The 17224-nt window shown below is 61.4% G+C and carries 17 protein-coding genes and 1 pseudogene; 3 read left to right on the plus strand and 15 right to left on the minus strand.

Annotated elements, in window-relative coordinates:
* Positions 1-8: 8 nt before the first annotated feature.
* From JMN22_RS05955 to ubiE, 6 genes and pseudogenes are all read right to left on the minus strand, one after another.
* The gene (locus JMN22_RS05955; protein ID WP_030139117.1) at positions 9-296 is read right to left on the minus strand and encodes a twin-arginine translocase TatA/TatE family subunit; all 288 of its coding nucleotides are present in this window, start codon (positions 294-296) and stop codon (positions 9-11) included.
* A 24-nt stretch (positions 297-320) separates the two neighbouring features.
* On the minus strand, positions 321-653 hold the full coding sequence (locus JMN22_RS05960; protein ID WP_017126935.1) for a phosphoribosyl-ATP diphosphatase: 333 nt from the start codon (positions 651-653) through the stop codon (positions 321-323).
* Positions 646-1044, minus strand: coding sequence for a phosphoribosyl-AMP cyclohydrolase (gene hisI, locus JMN22_RS05965; protein ID WP_181290774.1), 399 nt, complete (start codon positions 1042-1044; stop codon positions 646-648). Before hisI ends, JMN22_RS05960 begins: the two co-directional genes overlap by 8 nt.
* Before the next feature lie 129 nt (positions 1045-1173).
* Positions 1174-2778 carry a ubiquinone biosynthesis regulatory protein kinase UbiB gene (gene ubiB, locus JMN22_RS05970; protein WP_030139119.1) on the minus strand — a complete coding sequence of 535 codons (1605 nt, stop codon included), beginning with the start codon at positions 2776-2778 and terminating at the stop codon, positions 1174-1176.
* Positions 2775-3399: pseudogene (locus JMN22_RS05975) on the minus strand (ubiquinone biosynthesis accessory factor UbiJ). The gene ubiB and the pseudogene JMN22_RS05975 overlap by 4 nt, the downstream one beginning before the upstream one ends.
* Positions 3399-4169, minus strand: a complete 771-nt coding sequence (gene ubiE / locus JMN22_RS05980) for a bifunctional demethylmenaquinone methyltransferase/2-methoxy-6-polyprenyl-1,4-benzoquinol methylase UbiE (protein ID WP_024779926.1) — start codon at positions 4167-4169, stop codon at positions 3399-3401. The pseudogene JMN22_RS05975 and the gene ubiE overlap by 1 nt, the downstream one beginning before the upstream one ends.
* Before the next feature lie 154 nt (positions 4170-4323).
* On the opposite strand from ubiE, the gene JMN22_RS05985 reads away from it, so the two are divergent.
* The 3 genes from JMN22_RS05985 (at position 4324) to JMN22_RS05995 (ending at position 6227) form a co-directional block, all read left to right on the plus strand.
* Positions 4324-4599, plus strand: a complete 276-nt coding sequence (locus JMN22_RS05985; RefSeq protein ID WP_030139120.1) for a polyhydroxyalkanoic acid system family protein — start codon at positions 4324-4326, stop codon at positions 4597-4599.
* A 265-nt stretch (positions 4600-4864) separates the two neighbouring features.
* Positions 4865-5287 (plus strand): phasin family protein, encoded by a 423-nt coding sequence (locus tag JMN22_RS05990; RefSeq protein WP_198797401.1) that lies wholly within the window; start codon positions 4865-4867, stop codon positions 5285-5287.
* A 10-nt stretch (positions 5288-5297) separates the two neighbouring features.
* A complete protein-coding gene (locus JMN22_RS05995; protein WP_198797402.1) occupies positions 5298-6227 on the plus strand; it encodes a phasin family protein in 930 nt (309 codons plus the stop codon).
* 177 nt (positions 6228-6404) lie between these two features.
* Here JMN22_RS05995 and JMN22_RS06000 read toward each other — a convergent pair whose 3' ends face one another.
* The 9 genes from JMN22_RS06000 to argS form a co-directional block, all read right to left on the minus strand.
* Positions 6405-7025, minus strand: a complete 621-nt coding sequence (locus JMN22_RS06000; protein WP_198797403.1) for a TetR/AcrR family transcriptional regulator — start codon at positions 7023-7025, stop codon at positions 6405-6407.
* Between the two features lie 60 nt (positions 7026-7085).
* Positions 7086-8768, minus strand: a complete 1683-nt coding sequence (gene phaC / locus JMN22_RS06005; RefSeq protein WP_198797404.1) for a class II poly(R)-hydroxyalkanoic acid synthase — start codon at positions 8766-8768, stop codon at positions 7086-7088.
* 111 nt (positions 8769-8879) lie between these two features.
* Positions 8880-9737: a poly(3-hydroxyalkanoate) depolymerase gene (gene phaZ, locus JMN22_RS06010; RefSeq protein ID WP_030141002.1), complete on the minus strand. Its 858-nt coding sequence runs from the start codon at positions 9735-9737 to the stop codon at positions 8880-8882.
* Positions 9738-9949: 212 nt separating this feature from the next.
* Positions 9950-11629 carry a class II poly(R)-hydroxyalkanoic acid synthase gene (gene phaC / locus JMN22_RS06015; RefSeq protein WP_030141001.1) on the minus strand — a complete coding sequence of 560 codons (1680 nt, stop codon included), beginning with the start codon at positions 11627-11629 and terminating at the stop codon, positions 9950-9952.
* A 278-nt stretch (positions 11630-11907) separates the two neighbouring features.
* Complete coding sequence (locus JMN22_RS06020) at positions 11908-12285, minus strand: gamma-butyrobetaine hydroxylase-like domain-containing protein (RefSeq protein WP_030141000.1); 378 nt, start codon at positions 12283-12285, stop codon at positions 11908-11910.
* A gap of 181 nt (positions 12286-12466) precedes the next feature.
* Complete coding sequence (gene hslU, locus JMN22_RS06025) at positions 12467-13804, minus strand: ATP-dependent protease ATPase subunit HslU (protein WP_198797405.1); 1338 nt, start codon at positions 13802-13804, stop codon at positions 12467-12469.
* A gap of 43 nt (positions 13805-13847) precedes the next feature.
* Complete coding sequence (gene hslV, locus JMN22_RS06030; protein ID WP_003186641.1) at positions 13848-14378, minus strand: ATP-dependent protease subunit HslV; 531 nt, start codon at positions 14376-14378, stop codon at positions 13848-13850.
* 277 nt (positions 14379-14655) lie between these two features.
* Complete coding sequence (locus tag JMN22_RS06035) at positions 14656-15360, minus strand: SPOR domain-containing protein (RefSeq protein WP_030140998.1); 705 nt, start codon at positions 15358-15360, stop codon at positions 14656-14658.
* A 1-nt stretch (position 15361) separates the two neighbouring features.
* Positions 15362-17098, minus strand: coding sequence for an arginine--tRNA ligase (gene argS / locus JMN22_RS06040; protein ID WP_030140997.1), 1737 nt, complete (start codon positions 17096-17098; stop codon positions 15362-15364).
* Positions 17099-17224: the final 126 nt, after the last annotated feature.

The following is a 17224-nucleotide window of genomic DNA, read 5'->3' on the forward strand; positions in this document are numbered from 1 at the left end:
GTCAGTGCTCACGAGTCTTTGCGGGTTGGCTCTTCGACTTTCTGGGCCTGCACGTCGATGGTGTTCGGCGCATTCACCGGCTGGGTGGCCTGCGGGTGTACCGGTTGGGCCGGCTGCACGGGTTGAGCCTGGGAGGTCGCCGGGTCGGCCGGTTTTTCGTCATCGTTCATGGCCTTGCGGAAGCCCTTGATCGACTCGCCGACATCGGTGCCGAGGTTTTTCAGTTTCTTGGTGCCGAATACCAGCACCACGACCACCAGAATGACGATCCAGTGTTTCCAGTCAAAGATACCCATGTGGCTACTCCTCTCAAAAATTGATCAGGCGGACGGGCGCGAGGCTTTCTCGACGTGCCCGGACAGACCGAAGCGACGGTCCAGTTCATCCAGTACGGCCTGCGGATGCTGCCCCAGTTGGGCCAGCATGACCAGGCTGTGGAACCATAGGTCGGCGGTCTCGTAGATCACGTCGCTGCAGTCGCCGCTGATGGCGGCGTCCTTGGCGGCGATGATGGTCTCGACCGACTCTTCGCCGACCTTTTCCAGAATCTTGTTCAAGCCCTTGTGGTACAGGCTGGCGACATAGGAACTGTCGGCCGCGGCGCCCTTGCGTTCTTCCAGCACCTGGGCCAGGCGGGTCAAGGTGTCAGTCATGGGAGTGTCCTGAATAAATGGCATGCGGGTCCTTGAGCACCGGGTCGACGGTTTTCCAGTCGCCGTTCTCGAAGACGCGATAGAAGCAGCTTTGACGGCCGGTATGGCAGGCGATTTCGCCGACCTGCTCGACCATCAGGATGATGACGTCGCCGTCGCAATCCAGGCGCATCTCATGCAGGTGCTGCACATGCCCGGATTCTTCACCTTTGCGCCACAGCTTGCCACGGGAACGTGACCAGTAGATGGCGCGGTTCTCGGCGGCGGTCAGGGCCAGCGCTTCGCGGTTCATCCAGGCCATCATCAGTACGCGCCCGGTCTTGTGATCCTGGGCGATGGCCGGCACCAGGCCGTCAGCGTCCCACTTGATCTCGTCCTGCCAGTTTTTCATCTTGGGTCCTGGGGCAGCGGCAAGCTTTAAGCTTCAAGCTGCAAGTAAAAGCGATTCTGTGTGGTGCTTGCGTTGATAGTTCACCCATGAACTTGCGGCTTGCAGCTTATCGCTTGCAGCTGCTTCGTGCTATCGACGAACGACCAGATACAAACCAACGGCCACCATGATGCCGGCGGGCCAATGGCCCAACTGGCTTAACGGACCGCCGGCGGCCAGCACGGCGCCCCCGCCCAGGTGGGCTGCGCCGAGCAATCGCAGGAACCAGTCATCCTTGCGTCGGTGCCACGGCGGTGCCGGGTCGTTGGCGTGGGGTTGGGACATGCGTTCGAGCAGGTCACGGGTCATGTTGGCCAGGTGGGGAAGCTGTTCGAACTGGCTCTGGACGTTGCCCAGCAAGGCTTTCGGACTCATCCGCTCGCGCATCCAGCGTTCGAGGAACGGTTGGGCGGTGTTCCACAAATCCAGGTCAGGGTAGAGCTGGCGGCCGAGGCCTTCGATGTTCAGCAGGGTTTTCTGCAGCAGCACCAACTGCGGCTGGACTTCCATGTTGAAGCGTCGTGCGGTCTGGAACAGGCGCATCAGCACCTGGCCGAAGGAAATATCCTTTAACGGTTTTTCGAAGATCGGTTCGCACACGGTGCGGATTGCCGCTTCGAATTCGTTGAGCTTGGTCTCGGCCGGCACCCAACCCGAATCGATGTGCAGTTGGGCGACGCGACGGTAGTCTCGCTTGAAGAAGGCGAACAGGTTGCGCGCCAGGTAATCCTGGTCCTCAGGGGTGAGGCTGCCGACGATGCCGCAGTCGATCGCGATGTATTGCGGGCTCCACGGCTGCACGGTGCTGACGAAGATGTTGCCCGGGTGCATGTCGGCGTGGAAGAAGCTGTCGCGGAACACCTGGGTGAAGAAGATTTCCACGCCGCGCTCGGCCAGCAGTTTCATGTCGGTGCGCTGGTCGGCGAGGGTCGCCAGGTCGGTGACCTGGATGCCGTAGATGCGCTCCATCACCAGCACTTTCGGCCGGCACCAGTCCCAATAGACTTGCGGCACATAGAGCAGCGGCGAGCCTTCGAAGTTGCGGCGCAGTTGGCTGGCGTTGGCGGCCTCGCGCAACAGGTCGAGTTCATCGAAGATGGTTTTCTCGTAGTCCTGGACCACGTCCACCGGGTGCAGCAGGCGCGCGTCGGCGGACACCCGCTCGGCGGCGCGGGCCAGGATGAACAGCCAGGCCAGGTCCTGGGCGATGACCGGTTTCAGACCCGGGCGAATCACCTTCACCACGACCTCTTCGCCTGTCTTGAGCTGGGCGGCGTGCACCTGGGCGACCGACGCCGAGGCCAGGGGCTCGACATCGAAGCGGCTGAAGACTTCGCTGATCTTCTTGCCCAGTTGCGCTTCGATCAGCGCGACCGACAACTTCGAGTCGAACGGCGGCACGCGGTCTTGCAGCAGCATCAACTCATCGGCGATGTCTTCGGGCAACAGGTCGCGGCGGGTCGAAAGGATCTGCCCGAACTTGATGAAGATCGGCCCCAGGTCCTGCAAGGCCAGGCGCAGGCGAGCGCCGCGACTCAGGTCCAGGGTTCGCCGGGGGAACCAGCGCCACGGCAACACGAAGCGCAGCGCCAGGAGAAACCAGGGCAGCGGCAAGGCGAACAGCAGGTCATCGAGGCGGTAACGGATCACGACGCGCTGGATGCGCAACAGACGGCGGACGGCAAGCAGCTTCATGCGTTATCGCTTGGATTCAAGGGTTCGGGAAAGGCGCTCGAAACGCGCCTCGAGACGTTCCAGGTCGAGCTTGACCTGGTCCAGTTCATCAAAACGGGCCTGTGCTTCGCGCCGCCCCACGAGGGTACGCGATTCTTCGGCCAGGTATTCACTCAGATTCTGTCCCAGGCTGGCGAAGCCCTGGCGGTACCAGCGGCTGCGGCTGCGCAGGTGGCCGCTGAGCAACTGAGTCGCCACCGGGCCGATCCAGCGGGACACTTCGTATTCCCAGTCCAGCTCCAGGTCCTGGAGGATCGCCGCCAGCTCCAGCAGCACGCCGCTGTCGCCGTCGAGCTCGACGTCCGGGCCGTGCAACACGGCGGTCTTGTTCTTGCTCAGCGCCAGTTCCAGCAGGCTCGACGCCGGGGCGCGCAGCGTACAGTCAGCCTCGGCCTCCCAATGGGCGGCGAGCATCAGGCCTTCATCGCTGGGCAGGATAAACAGCTGCAACGCCGGGCTGCGGCAGTCGACGGCGATCACCTTGCCACTCAAGTGCGCCAGGCGCATCGGCGCCGTACTGTCCAGGCGCAGGACCCGGTTGATCCCGAGTTCGACGCTGGCGAGCAGGCCGGTGAGCAGCATCAGGGCTTGATACCGCGGTGCAGGGCGACGATGCCTGAAGTCATGTTGTGGTAGGTCACCCGGTCGAAACCGGCCTCGACCATCATCGACTTCAAGGTTTCCTGGTCGGGGTGCATGCGGATCGATTCGGCCAGGTAGCGATAGCTTTCCGCGTCGTTGGTGATCAGCTTGCCCATCAGCGGCATGAAGGCGAACGAGTAGGCGTCATAGGCCTTGGACATCAGCGCATTGGTCGGCTTGGAGAATTCCAGCACCAGCAGCCGGCCACCGGGCTTGAGCACACGCAGCATCGAGCGCAGGGCGTCTTCCTTGTGGGTGACGTTACGCAGGCCGAAGGCGATGGTCACGCAGTCGAAGTGGTTATCCGGGAACGGCAGCTTTTCGGCATCGGCCTGGACGAACTCGACGTTGCCGGCCACGCCCAGGTCCAGCAGGCGATCGCGGCCGACCTTGAGCATCGATTCGTTGATGTCGGCGAGCACCACGTGGCCGGTCGGGCCGACGATGTGGGAAAACTTCTTGGTCAGGTCGCCCGTGCCGCCGGCGATGTCCAGCACCCGGTTGCCGCTGCGCACGCCTGACAGTTCGATCGCGAAACGCTTCCAGAGGCGATGCATGCCGCCCGAAAGCAGGTCGTTCATCAAGTCGTACTTGGCGGCCACCGAGTGGAAAACCTCGGCGACTTTTTCCGCCTTCTGGCTTTCCGGCACGTTCTTGAAGCCGAAGTGTGTGGTGGGTTCGGCATCGCTGCCTTTGCGCTGATCAGTCATATCGCGGTCACCAAAAAAGAATGCGGGACATTCTAATCCCGGTGGAGGGCTTTGTCTTGGCAAGGCTGCAGGTAAGATGGACCATCGCCCGGACGTTTTGACGCAGGCAGGGTCTGAACGTTCAGGCAAGTCTCGATCAAGCAGGAGTTATCAGATGGCCCGTATTACTGTTGAACGTGCCCATGGCCTGGGCAAGGAAGCGGCCCGTGAAAAGGCTGACAAGTTGGCCGCAAAATTGTCCAGCAGCTATGGCCTGGAGCCTACTTGGGAAGGCGACACGCTCAAGCTCAAGCGTTCCGGGGTCAAGGGCGAAGTGCATGTGGGCGAGGATTCGATTCGCGTCGATGTGGAGTTGGGCATGTTGATGTCGGCCATGAGCGGCACGATCAAAGGTGAAATCGAAAAGGCGCTGGATAAGGCGTTGGCTTGATTGATTGGAAGAGTGCGATTGCAAAATTAAAGTTCACCACTCACCCCTGTGGGAGCGAGCTTGCTCGCGATTGCATTGTTTCAGTCACATCAAGGTTGGCTGACACTCCGCCATCGCGAGCAAGCTCGCTCCCACAATGGCAGTCGTCGCCTTCGGAATATGTGTCGGTTGTTAGGGTGCCCTTTCTAATTATTGTCACTACTTTGTGCCTGAGCCCGACCGCGTGCGGGCAGTTCCTCAAACCTTTTTTCGAGTGAGGTGCACCATGGCCAAAGTTATCCTGAAGAAAAAAACCGACGTTGAATCTTCCACGCTGAGCGACGTGAAAACGTATGCGCGCAAGATCTGGCTGGCGGGCCTGGGCGCCTACACGAAGGTCGGCCAGGAAGGCAGCGAGTACTTCCAGGAGTTGGTAAAAGCTGGCGAAGTTATTGAAACCAAAGGCAAAAAGAAGATTGCCGGAAAACTTGAAGCGGCTAACAGCGAGCTGATCGAAGCCAAGACCGACGTGAATACGTTCAAGGCTCGGGTTGAAGTACAACTCGATAAAGTCGAGAAGGTATTCGACGCGCGTGTTGCAAGTGCCTTGAATCGTATCGGCATTCCGTCTAAACATGACGTTGAGGCACTCTCTGCTAAGCTCGATGAGCTGACGGCATTGCTCGAACGTGTCGCGCGTAAACATTAAGGAGAACGGGATGGCTGGCAAAAAAATCACCGAAAAAGAAGGCAGCTCGTGGGCCGGGAAGATTGAAAAGTACTCCCGCAAAATCTGGCTTGCTGGTTTAGGCGTGTACTCGAAGATCGACACTGACGGCAGCAAACTCTTCGAGTCCCTGGTTAAGGACGGCGAGAAAGCCGAAAAACTCACCAAGACGGCGATCGGCAAACAAGTCGATGCGGCTGCGGTCTCTGCCGAGTCCGCCAAGTCGAGAATCGGCGGCGTGAAGGATCGGGCGATGGGTAAGTGGGACGAGCTGGAAGGGGCTTTCGACAAGCGCCTGAACAGCGCGATTTCCCGCCTGGGCGTGCCGAGCCGCAATGAAGTCAAGGAACTGCACAACAAGGTCGACACCCTGACCAAGCAGATCGAAAAACTCACCGGCGCGAAAGTCACGCCAGTCGCGACCAAGGCTACAGCCACCAAGACGGCGGCGGCCAAGCCTGCGGCGAAGACGGCAGCCAAGCCACTGGTCAAGGCTGCGGCCAAACCGGCAGCGAAAGCCGCCGCCAAGCCCGCGGCCAAAACCGCAGCGGCGAAACCGGCAGCGAAGGCAGCGGCCAAACCAGTAGCGGCCAAGGCAGCAGCCAAACCCGCCGCTAAGCCTGCGGCCAAAACCGCGGCCGCCAAACCTGCCACCGCCAAGCCGGCAGCCAAGCCAGCGGCAAAAGCGCCGGCCAAACCAGCGGCGAAAGCAGCAGCCAAACCCGCCGCAAAACCTGCCGCAGCGAAAAAGCCTGCCGTGAAAAAACCGGCCGCACCCAAAGCAGCCGCACCCAAGGCGCCAACCGCCACCACCAAACCGGCAACACCTCCGGTGAGCGCGGCGAACTCCGCCTCGGCTCCGGCCCCGGTTGCCACGCCAACACCTGCGCCGACCCCATCGACGCCACCCACCCAGTCCTGATCTCCAGGACTAAAAAACGCCCGGCCTGTTGAGGCCGGGCTTTTTTATGCGTGTGCATTTGGATGCACTGCAGGTTCAACTTGTGGGAGCGAGCTTGCTCGCGATGGCGGTGTATCAGGACACATTGTCGTTGAAGAGCAAGCTCGCTCCCACAATGGGGTCTGCCACTGCAGTTCGTTATTCGTGCTCTTCCAGATACCGCAACGCCATCTGCTCGGTCGCGACCTTGATCGCTGGCGGCAGGTGCGGCGCCACCAGCATCATGATCTGGTAGACCACCAGGCGAACGTCGCCTTCGCGATCCAGGATTCTTTGATAATCCAGCGAGAACAACAGGGTCATGGTGATCTGCTCCACCAGTTGCCCCAACGCCTGGGTGTCGCTGACCAATAACCCTTGGGCCTTGAGCTGCGCCAGCAATGAGGCCAGGGTCCGCTTCAGGGCGTTGAGCAACTGTCGGATACCCTTGGCCAGTTTCGGCAGGCGCCCGGCCAGGTTCGACAGATCCTGGAACAAGAACCGGTATTGGGCCAGGCGTTCGACGATCAAGTGCAAGAACAACCAGTAGTCTTCCGGCGCCAATTGCGCATCGGCGGGTGGGTCCAGCAGTGGCGCCAGCTCGGCCTGGAATCGCTCGAACAACCCGAGGATCAGCGGCTCCTTGCCGTGGAAGTGGTAGTAGAGGTTGCCAGGGCTGATCCCCATTTCATTGGCGATTTCCAGGGTGGAAACGTTCGGTTCGCCCTTTTCGTTGAACAACTGCAGGGCACATTCGAGGATACGGTCGCGGGTTTTCATCCGGTCTTCTTGGTGATGGAGTTGTTCCACGGCCAACAGCGTGGCCGTGGGATGAGGTGTTCAGCGGACTCGCACGTAGTTTCCAGGCGCCGCTTCCAGGGGCGGGTAGTTGGCGTTACCCAGGGCCATCCGGGTCTCGTGCTGGGCACCGGAGCGCTCCTGGATCCAGCCCAGCCATTGGGTCCACCAACTGCCCTCGATGTGCTTGGCGTCGTAATACCAGGCCCGTGGGTCGCCGCTCAGCTTCGGATTCTCGATGTAGTTGGCCTTGGGGTTGCCTGGCGGATTGAGGATGCTCTGGACATGGCCGCTGTTGGACAAGACGAAGCGTCGATCACCTCCCAGCAGCAGCGTCGAACGATAGACCGCGTCCCAAGGCGTGATGTGATCGTTGATGCCGGCCACGCTGAAGCTGTCCACCGTGACTTTTTGCAGGTCGATCGGCGTGCCGCATACCTCCAGGCCGCCCGCGTGGGTCAGCGGGTTGTGCTTGAAAAAGTCCAGCAGGTCGCCGTGATAGGCCGCCGGAAGCCGGGTGCAGTCGTTGTTCCAGTAGAGGATGTCGAACGCCGGCGGCTCCTTGCCCAGCAGGTAATTGTTGACGAAGTAGGTCCAGATCAAGTCGTTGGGGCGCATCCAGGCGAATACGCGAGCCATGTCGCGGCCGTCGAGAATGCCCTTCTGGTAGGAGCGGCGCTTGGCGGCCTCGAGGGTCTGTTCGTCGATGAACAGCGTGGCCGGGCTTTCGATTTCGCTGTCCAGCAGGCTCACCAGGTACGTGGCGCTGGCGACCCGGCGCAATTGACGCTTGGCTTGCAGGTGGCCTTGCAGCGCGGCGATGGTCATGCCGCCGGCGCAGGCGCCCATCAGGTTGACTTCACGCGCGCCGGTGATTGCCCGGCAGACGTTCATGGCTTCTTCCGTTGCTTCGACATAGCTGGACAGGCCCCATTCGCGATGGCGCACATCGGGGTTGCGCCAACTGATGATGAACACTTGCAAACCATTTTTCAGCGCGTATTGGACGAAGCTGTTGGACGGGCTGAGGTCGAAAATATAGAACTTGTTGATCTGCGGCGGCACGATCAGCAGCGGCCTTGCGTACTGCTTTTCGCTCATTGGCTTGTACTGGATCAGCTCCAGCAACTCATTGCGAAACACCACCGCGCCGGGGGTGGTTGCGAGGTTCTTGCCGACTTCGAAGGCCTGGGGCGTGACCTGCCGGGGCAGGCCGTCGTTGTGCAACAGGTCGTCCACCAAGTGGCTGAGTCCGCGGATCAGGCTGGTGCCGCCAGAGTTGAACAGCTCCTTGATCGCCAGGGGGTTGAGCAAAGTGTTGGAAGGCGATACGGCGTCGTTGAGCAAGGAAAAAGTGAAATGCGCGCGGGCACGATCATCCGGGCTCATGTCACTTTCGTCGATCCAGCTCTTGACCTGTTTTTGCCAGCTCAGGTACGCCTGCAAGCTACGACGATAGAACGGGTTGAGCTGCCACGTGGGATCGGCGAAGCGCTTGTCTTCGGGGTTGGTGGGGTGCAGGGTTTCGCCCAGCAACACTCGGCCCAGTTGACTGCCCAGGCGCAACGCGTGCCGCACGCTGTGCACCGGGTTGCGCAAGCCATGGGCGGCAACGTTGCGCAGGGTGGAAAGCAGGTCGCTGCCCCGCAAGCCGGTGACCGCGCTTTGAGCATTGATGAAACTGGCAGGGGCGGGCATGGAACCCTTCGCCGGTCTGTCGCGCATGAGTCAACTCCTTCGTCATCAAGCTAAAAACAAACACACCGAACCAGACAACATAGTCGCTGTTTCGGGTAGTTGCGTGATCCGGCGTCCTGCCAGGCGCTAATGAGGGTGTCAGCCGCCACCCAGCGGCGCGGGATGCGGATGCATGACCGCGCGCTGACGTTCTTCCTCCAGAAATTTCATGATGATCGGTGCCACGGCCTCGGCCCGCGTAATCAGGAACAGATGGCCGTCATCGATGATATGCAGTTGCGAATTGGGGATGCGCCACGCCAGCATGCGCATGTTGATCAAGGGGATCAGCGGGTCGTCGTCACCGGCCAGGATCAGGGTCGGCTGGTGGATCTTGTGCAGCCAGTGGATGCTGGTCCAGCCTAGTCCCGCGAAGAGTTGCCAGTAATAACCGAGCTTGCCCGCCGAACGCACCTTGGCGGCATGGCGGGCCGCCAGGCTTGGATCGCGGCGGAACGAGCCGCCATAGATCAGCGGGGCGATACGCATCACATGTGACGGCTGCACGTAGCGCCGTGGACTGGCCATCATCCACAGCACCTTCGGCTTGCCCGGCACCATCACCGCACCGGCGGCGGTCGCCGCCAATACCAGCTTCTTGCAGCGCTCCGGATAGTCATGGGCAAACTGCTGTGCCAAGGCGCCGCCCCAGGACACGCCGATCACATTCACCTGGCCATAGTCCAGGTAATCAAGCATCCGCGCGGTGAGCTTGGCCAGGCCAGGAAAGCGATAGGGCCGGTTCGGTGTCGACGAACCACCGACCCCGGGCACGTCGAAGGCAATCACTTCCAGGTCCGGATCCAGGGCTTCGATGAAGGGAAATACCAGTTCCAGGTTGGCGCCGATGCCATTGAAGATCAGCAGCGGCGTCAAGTGAGGCTTGCCGGGACGTACCGCGGTGCGCAAGGTCTGGCCATCCAGGTCGACGGTACGGAAGATGTACGGTTGCGGCATGCTTCAAGCCCTGTGGGTCATGTCTCGGGTTACCAGTGTTCGGTCTGTGAGACCGAGTCGCAGCCTTCGCGAGCAAGCCCGCTCCCACGTTGAAATGCGGGTCCCTGTGGGAGCGGGCTTGCTCGCGAAGACGGCCTTGCATCCACTGTTGATGTCGGCTGCCTGGGCGCTTTCGTGAGCATCCCTTCCCAATACCAGACCAGTTGTATCAGTCACCGCTCATGCACGTAAGTACCCGGCGCCGCTTCACCGGCCACGTAGGTCTTGTTGCCCAGCACAGTCGGTGCCTTTTTCAGCTTGCCCGAGCGCTCGGCCTGCCAGGCCTGCCAGTGCAGCCACCAGGAGTCGGTGTGCTTGGTGGAGTTCTCCATCCAGTCCTCGGCCTTGGCCGGCATGTCCTCGCTGGTCATGTAGCGCGACTTGGGGTTGCCTGGCGGGTTGAGGATGCTCTGGATGTGCCCGCTGCTCGACAGCACGAAATCAACCTTGCCGCCAAATAGCTGCGCCGACTTGTAGCAGGACTTCCACGGCGTGATGTGGTCGTTGGTGCCGGCCAGGGAAAAGATGTCGGCAGTCACCTGCTTTAGATCGATCGGCGTGCCGCACACTTCCAGTGCGTTGGGGCGGGTCAGCGGGTTGTTCTTGAACATTTCGATGAGGTCGCCATGGAACGCCGCCGGCAGCCGCGTCGTGTCGTTGTTCCAGAACAGGATGTCGAATACCGGTGGTTCGTTGCCCAGCAGGTAATTGTTGACCCAGTAATTCCAGATCAGGTCATTGGGACGCATCCAGGCGAAGACCTTGGCCATGTCGCGGCCTTCCAGCACGCCGGCCTGGTAGGAATGGCGCTTGGCCGCTTCCAGGGTCTGTTCATCGACGAACAGGGCCACGTCGGTGTCCAGGGTGGTGTCCAGCACGCTCACCAGCAACGTCAGGGCATTGACCTTCTTCTCGCCCAGCGCGGCGTAATGGCCGAGCAGCGCGGTGCAGGTAATGCCACCCGAGCAGGCGCCCAACATATTGACGTCCTTGCTGCCGGTGATGGCCGTGACCACGTCCACCGCTTCCTTGAGCGCGTCGATATAGGTCGACAGGCCCCATTCGCGTTGCGCCTTGGTGGGGTTGCGCCAACTGACGATGAACGTCTGCACATTGCTGCGCAGGCAGAAGCGCGCCAGGCTCTTGTCCGGGCTCAGGTCGAATACGTAGAACTTGTTGATCTGCGGCGGGACCACCAGCAGCGGTCGCTCATGCACTTGTTCGGTGATGGGGCGGTACTGGATCAATTCCAGCACATCGTTGCGAAAGACCACGGCGCCTTCCGTCACGCCCAGGCTCTTGCCGACTTCGAATGCGCCCATGTCCACTTGGCTCGGCATCCCGCCGTTGTGCACCAGGTCCTTGGCCAGGTGGGACAGGCCATCGAGCAGGCTCTTGCCACCGGTTTCGAAGAAGCGCTTGACCGCCGCCGGGTTGGCCGCCGAGTTGGTCGGCGCCATGGCTTCGGTCATCAGGTTGATCACGAAATGCCCACGACTGATGTCCTGGGGCGAGAGGCTGCTGTCGTCGATCCAGTCGTGCAGCTCCTTGCGCCACGCCAGGTAGGTTTGCAGATAACGTCGATAGAGCGGGTTCTGGCTCCAGGCCGGATCGGCAAAGCGTCGATCATCGCTGGAAGGCTGCAACTCCGATTTGCCGAACAGGACTTTCCTGAGTTCGGCGCCGAAGTGCGCCACGTGCTTGACGCTATGCAGCGGTTGTTTGATGGTCTGGGTCAGCACCATCCGGGCAGAGGCCAGCAGGTCTTTCCTGCGCAAGCCGACGACGGGATTCAAGCCGAGGGTGTTTTCCGAGGCTTGGTACTTCAACTCATCGTTGTTCTTGTTGCTCATCTACGACGCTCCATTGTCCTTCAGACGAGTACCGGGACCGTGCCGTGAAGCCGCAAGGCCAATACCAGGTACGCTGCTCGGGGTGACCGTTAATTCCGCATCGAGGGCAATGAGGAAACGTGTGCCAGGAACTCGCCGGTTCCTTTGCAGGGAACTTGCCAGCTCCATTGGTTACCCGAGTTTAATTTTTTTCGCAAGCAGGCCAGTCATTGACGTTGCTGCGCGGGCATTCAAGCAGATGAGTCTAGAAAGTTCGCCCTAAAGCGCCAGTCCTTGAGCTAGAGCATCAGCTTGACGACGGACTCGTTCGGGTCACGGGTTTTTCCGGCGGCCTTGAGTTCGGCGAGATAATCGTTCCACAGGTCTTCCTGGCGCACCGCCAACTGGTACAGGTAGTCCCAGGTGAACAATCCGCTGTCATGGCCGTCGTCGAAGGTCAATTTCAGTGCGTACTGGCCGGCGGGTTCAACCTTGGTCAGGCCGACGCCGAGCTTGCCGTATTGCAGGATGGGCTTGCCGTGGCCCTGGACCTCGGCGGAAGGCGAGTGCACCCGCAGGAATTCCGCAGGCAGGTGGTACTCCTCGTCTGGCGCGTATTTGAGCGTCAGGGTCTTGGAGGCTTTGTGCAGATTGATGGCGGTGGGGAATTTGGTCATGGGATCGTCAGTCTCGTGAGGCCTGTGGCGAGGGGATTTATCCCCGTTGGGCTGCATAGCAGCCCCCTGAAAAGCTGATCACATCAACTTAATACACCACGGTGGCAGGCTTTAGGGCTGCTTCGCAGCCCAGCGGGGATAAATCCCCTCGCCACAAGAGCTCGCTCACACTGGGTGTCGTTTACAGGATATACCGCGACAGGTCTTCGTTCTCCGCCAGTTCGCCCAGGTGGCTGTTGACGTACTCGGCGTCGATGCGGATCGGCGCTTCGTCGTGGGCGCTGGCCAGGTCGCCGGCGCTGAACGAGACCTCCTCCAGCAAACGCTCAAGCAGCGTGTGCAGGCGACGGGCACCGATGTTCTCGGTCTTCTCGTTGACCTGCCAGGCAATCTGCGCCAGGCGCTTGATGCCTTCGGGCGTGAACTCGATGTTCAGGCCTTCGGTCTTGAGCAGCGCGCAGTATTGCTCGGTCAGCGACGCATGGGGCTCGCTCAGGATGCGTTCGAAATCTTCCGGCGACAGCGCCTTGAGCTCGACACGGATCGGCAGGCGGCCTTGCAGCTCCGGCACCAGGTCGCTCGGCTTGCTCAGGTGGAACGCGCCGGAAGCGATGAACAGGATATGGTCGGTCTTGACCATGCCCAGCTTGGTGTTGACGGTGCAGCCTTCGATCAACGGCAGCAGGTCGCGTTGCACGCCTTCGCGGGACACATCGGCGCCGCCAACATTACCGCGCTTGGCGACCTTGTCGATCTCGTCGATGAACACGATTCCATGCTGCTCGACCGCTTCCAGGGCCTTGGCCTTCAACTCTTCTTCGTTGACCAGGCGACTCGCTTCTTCATCGCGCACCAGCTTCAGCGCTTCCTTGACCTTGAGCTTGCGGCTTTTCTTCTTGCCCTTGCCCATGTTGGCGAAAAGGCTTTGCAACTGGTTGGTCATTTCTTCCATGCCCGGCGGCGCGGAAATGTCGACGCCAGCCATCTCGGCCACTTCGATCTCGATTTCCTTGTCGTCCAACTGACCTTCACGCAGGCGCTTGCGGAACAGTTGGCGGGTGTTGGAATCCTGGGTCGCGGCGGAGTCCGCGTTGAAACCCATGCGCGCTGGCGGCAGGAGCGCATCGAGGATGCGTTCCTCGGCGGCGTCTTCGGCGCGATGGCGAACCTTGGTGATTTCCTGTTCGCGCAGCAGCTTGATGGCGGCATCGGCGAGGTCACGAATGATCGACTCGACGTCACGGCCCACGTAGCCGACTTCGGTGAACTTGGTGGCTTCGACCTTGATGAACGGCGCGTTGGCGAGCTTGGCCAGGCGGCGGGCAATCTCGGTCTTGCCGACACCGGTCGGGCCGATCATCAGGATGTTCTTGGGCGTCACTTCGACGCGCAGTTCTTCAGGCAACTGCATCCGGCGCCAGCGGTTACGCAGGGCAATGGCGACGGCGCGCTTGGCATCGTCCTGGCCGATGATATGGCGATTGAGTTCGTGGACGATTTCGCGGGGAGTCATGGACATAGTATTTGGCGGTCCTCAAGCGGGAGTCTGGGCCTGGACGGGCTTACTCCGCGAGGTCCTGCTCCTCAATGGTCTGGGTGTGGTTGGTGAAGACGCAGATGTCGCCGGCAATGCCCAGGGCTGTCTCGACGATTTCGCGGGCCGACAGATCGGTTTTCTTCAGCAGGGCGCTGGCGGCGGCCTGGGCGTAGGCGCCACCGGAGCCCATGGCGATCAGGCCGTCTTCGGGCTCAACGACGTCACCGTTGCCGGTGATGATCAGCGAGGCGTCCTTGTTGGCGACTGCGAGCATGGCTTCGAGGCGGCTCAGGGAGCGGTCGGTACGCCATTCCTTCGCCAGTTCGACGGCGGCACGAACCAAATGGCCCTGGTGTTTCTCAAGCTGGCCTTCGAAACGCTCGAACAGGGTGAAGGCGTCGGCGGTTGCCCCGGCGAAACCGGCGATGACCTGGCCGTGGTACAGGCGGCGGACTTTCTTCGCGTTGCCTTTCATCACGGTGTTGCCCAGTGAAACCTGGCCGTCGCCGCCCATGACGACTTTGCCGTGACGGCGGACTGAAACGATGGTGGTCAAGGGAAGAGTCTCCACGCAGCGGGGCGAAAATGCCCGGATGGAACTCATATTGGGGGTGGCGTGGGGTTTTTCAACTGTGGGGTGGGGGAGGGGATGAGTGGTGCGCTGTGATTGTTCCGCGACCCTGTGGCGAGGGGATTTATCCCCGCTGGGCTGCGAAGCAGCCCTAAAATCAGAGAACGCGGTGCATCAGACTCACCAGGTCCGCTGCTGTTGGGGTCGCTGCGCGACCCAGCGGGGATAAATCCCCTCGCCACAGGATCGCGGTCGCCTGCCTTCAGCGGCTCTGTCGTTGTTGTAACAACAGGTTGCTGAAACCGCTGCCGGCCAGTTGTTTCTGGGCCTTGGTCAACTCTTCCCGATTGCTGAACGGTCCGACCAGCACCCGATACCAGGTCTCGTCCTTCACCGTCCCGGATTCCACCGACACCGATTGGCCCAGCAGGATGATCTGCGCTCGCACCTTGTCGGCGTCAGCTTCCTTGCGGAACGAACCAGCCTGCAGGAAGAACTTCGTCACTGGCGCTGCTTTCTGCACAGGCGGCGCGGGTGGCGGCGTGATGCCGGCCAAGGCCGCCTGGGCGCGGGCGGTGTCGATCTTTGCCGCTTCGGCCGGGGTCACTGGTGTGGTCGGCACCTGGGGCACTTGCGGCGTCGGCAGGGTTTTCTCCGGCACGGCGTCAGGCGGCACGATGACTTCCGATTCCGGCAGCAAGGTATAGAAGTCGTACTTCGGCTTCACTGGCTGCGTCGGGCTCGGCGGCGTCTTGTTGGCCTCGGCGATCCGCGTGGCTTTCTGCTGCTCTTGCCGGACGCGCTTGACGTCATCGCCCTGGCCCGGCTCCAGCTTCATCAAGAAGACAATGAAAGCGCCGACCGTCAGGCCGATGGCCATCCACAACCAGCCCGGGATCGGCTTTTTCGCCGGGGGCTGGTAACGACTGGCGCCGCGTTTGGGGGCGGGTTTTTTCTTGGCGGCCAACTTACATGCGCTCCAGCGTTTCCAGGCCCAGCAGTTCCAGGCCTTGCTTGAGCGTGCGTCCGGTCAGTGCGGCGAGGCGCAGGCGGCTCTGCATCTGTGCCGGTGTCTCGGCGCTGAGGATCGGACAGTTTTCGTAGAAGCTGGAGAACAGGCCGGCGACGTCGTACAGGTACGCGCACAAGGTATGCGGCGTGCCCTTGTCGGCGACGTTGTTCAGTACTTCACCGAACTGAGCGAGCCTGGCTGCCAATTCCTGCTCGTGGGCGGCCTCGAGGACGATCTGGCCTTCCACTTCGTCGAAGTCCTTGCCGAGCTTGCGGAACACCCCCGCCACTCGGGTGTAGGCATACAGCAGGTACGGCGCGGTGTTGCCTTCGAAGTTGAGCATCAGGTCGAAGTTGAAGCTGTAGTCGCTGGTGCGGTGCTTCGACAAGTCGGCGTACTTCACCGCGTCGATACCGACGACCTTGGCGATGTTGCGCAGCTCGTCTTCGGCCAGGTCCGGGTTCTTGCCCTTGACCAGGCTGTAGGCGCGGTCCTGGGCTTCGGTCAGCAGGTCGATCAGTTTTACGGTGCCACCGTCGCGGGTCTTGAACGGACGGCCATCAGCGCCGTTCATGGTACCGAAGCCCATGTGTTCCATTTCCATCGGGTGGGTCACGAAGCCGGCCAGCCGGGCCACTTCGAACACCTGCTGGAAGTGCAGGGCCTGGCGCTGGTCGACGAAATACAGCACCCGATCAGCCTTGAGCACACGGTTGCGGTAGCGCACGGCCGCCAGGTCGGTGGTGGCGTAGAGGTAGCCGCCATCGGCCTTGACGATGATCACCGGCAGCGGCTCGCCATCGGCGGTCTTGAACTGGTCGAGGAACACGCACTGGGCGCCGTTGCTTTCCACCAGCATGCCCTTGGCGCGGAGGTCGTTGACCACGTTGACCAGGTCATCGTTGTAGGCGCTTTCGCCCATCACGTCGGCCATGGTCAGCTTGACGTTCAGCAGCTCGTAGATTTTCTGGCAGTGGGACAGGGAGATGTCCTTGAACTTGGTCCACAGCGCCAGGCACTCGGTGTCGCCGGCTTGCAGCTTGACCACCAGGCCGCGGGCGCGGTCGGCGAATTCGGGCGACTCGTCGAAACGTTGCTTGGCGGCGCGGTAGAAATTTTCCAGGTCCGACAGCTCGTCGCTGGTGATGGGATTTTCCTGCAGGTAGGCCATCAGCATGCCGAACTGGGTGCCCCAGTCACCGACGTGGTTCTGGCGGATCACGGTGTCGCCGAGAAACTCCAGCACGCGGGCCACGCCGTCGCCAATGATGGTCGAGCGCAGGTGGCCGACGTGCATTTCCTTGGCGAGGTTGGGGGCCGAGAGGTCGACCACGGTACGCTGCAACGGGCCGGCCTTGCGCACGCCGAGGCGCGCGTCGGCCAAGGCCGCGTCGAGGCGCGAGGCCAGGGCCTGGGTGTTCTGGAAGAAGTTGATGAACCCGGGGCCGGCGATGTCAGCCTTGCTGACGTTTTCGTCGGCCGGCAGCGCGGCGATGATTTTTTCCGCCAGATCGCGAGGCTTCATGCCAGCCGGCTTGGCGAGCATCATCGCGATGTTGCTGGCGAAGTCGCCGTGGGTCTTGTCGCGGGTGTTCTCGACCTGAATCGCCGGCGACAGGCCTTCTGGCAGCACACCTTCAGCGACGAGTTGGGTGATGGCTTGCTGGATGAGCTGGCGAATGGTGTCTTTCATGGTCTTCTCTTTCAACCGCAGGCGCGGCGGCGCTTCGATGCGCTGGTGGAAAAACTGGGCATTATCCGTGGCGCGGGCGAGCTTGCCAACTGTAGCGGGTTCGTTGGGGGTGTGTGGTGATTATTC

Source organism: Pseudomonas sp. HB05, assembly GCF_016756915.1.
GTDB lineage: Bacteria > Pseudomonadota > Gammaproteobacteria > Pseudomonadales > Pseudomonadaceae > Aquipseudomonas > Aquipseudomonas alvandae.

What these genes read in the sequence shown, in the direction of transcription:
- JMN22_RS06000 (WP_198797403.1), bottom strand. Translation starts at nt 7,025, where the DNA reads ATGAAAACCCGCGACCGTATCCTCGAATGTGCCCTGCAGTTGTTCAAC.
- JMN22_RS05985 (WP_030139120.1), top strand. Translation starts at nt 4,324, where the DNA reads ATGGCCCGTATTACTGTTGAACGTGCCCATGGCCTGGGCAAGGAAGCG.
- phaC (WP_198797404.1), bottom strand. Translation starts at nt 8,768, where the DNA reads ATGCGCGACAGACCGGCGAAGGGTTCCATGCCCGCCCCTGCCAGTTTC.
- JMN22_RS06020 (WP_030141000.1), bottom strand. Translation starts at nt 12,285, where the DNA reads ATGACCAAATTCCCCACCGCCATCAATCTGCACAAAGCCTCCAAGACC.
- phaC (WP_030141001.1), bottom strand. Translation starts at nt 11,629, where the DNA reads ATGAGCAACAAGAACAACGATGAGTTGAAGTACCAAGCCTCGGAAAAC.
- phaZ (WP_030141002.1), bottom strand. Translation starts at nt 9,737, where the DNA reads ATGCCGCAACCGTACATCTTCCGTACCGTCGACCTGGATGGCCAGACC.
- JMN22_RS05960 (WP_017126935.1), bottom strand. Translation starts at nt 653, where the DNA reads ATGACTGACACCTTGACCCGCCTGGCCCAGGTGCTGGAAGAACGCAAG.
- ubiB (WP_030139119.1), bottom strand. Translation starts at nt 2,778, where the DNA reads ATGAAGCTGCTTGCCGTCCGCCGTCTGTTGCGCATCCAGCGCGTCGTG.
- hslU (WP_198797405.1), bottom strand. Translation starts at nt 13,804, where the DNA reads ATGTCCATGACTCCCCGCGAAATCGTCCACGAACTCAATCGCCATATC.
- JMN22_RS05955 (WP_030139117.1), bottom strand. Translation starts at nt 296, where the DNA reads ATGGGTATCTTTGACTGGAAACACTGGATCGTCATTCTGGTGGTCGTG.
- JMN22_RS05990 (WP_198797401.1), top strand. Translation starts at nt 4,865, where the DNA reads ATGGCCAAAGTTATCCTGAAGAAAAAAACCGACGTTGAATCTTCCACG.
- ubiE (WP_024779926.1), bottom strand. Translation starts at nt 4,169, where the DNA reads ATGACTGATCAGCGCAAAGGCAGCGATGCCGAACCCACCACACACTTC.
- JMN22_RS05995 (WP_198797402.1), top strand. Translation starts at nt 5,298, where the DNA reads ATGGCTGGCAAAAAAATCACCGAAAAAGAAGGCAGCTCGTGGGCCGGG.
- argS (WP_030140997.1), bottom strand. Translation starts at nt 17,098, where the DNA reads ATGAAAGACACCATTCGCCAGCTCATCCAGCAAGCCATCACCCAACTC.
- hisI (WP_181290774.1), bottom strand. Translation starts at nt 1,044, where the DNA reads ATGAAAAACTGGCAGGACGAGATCAAGTGGGACGCTGACGGCCTGGTG.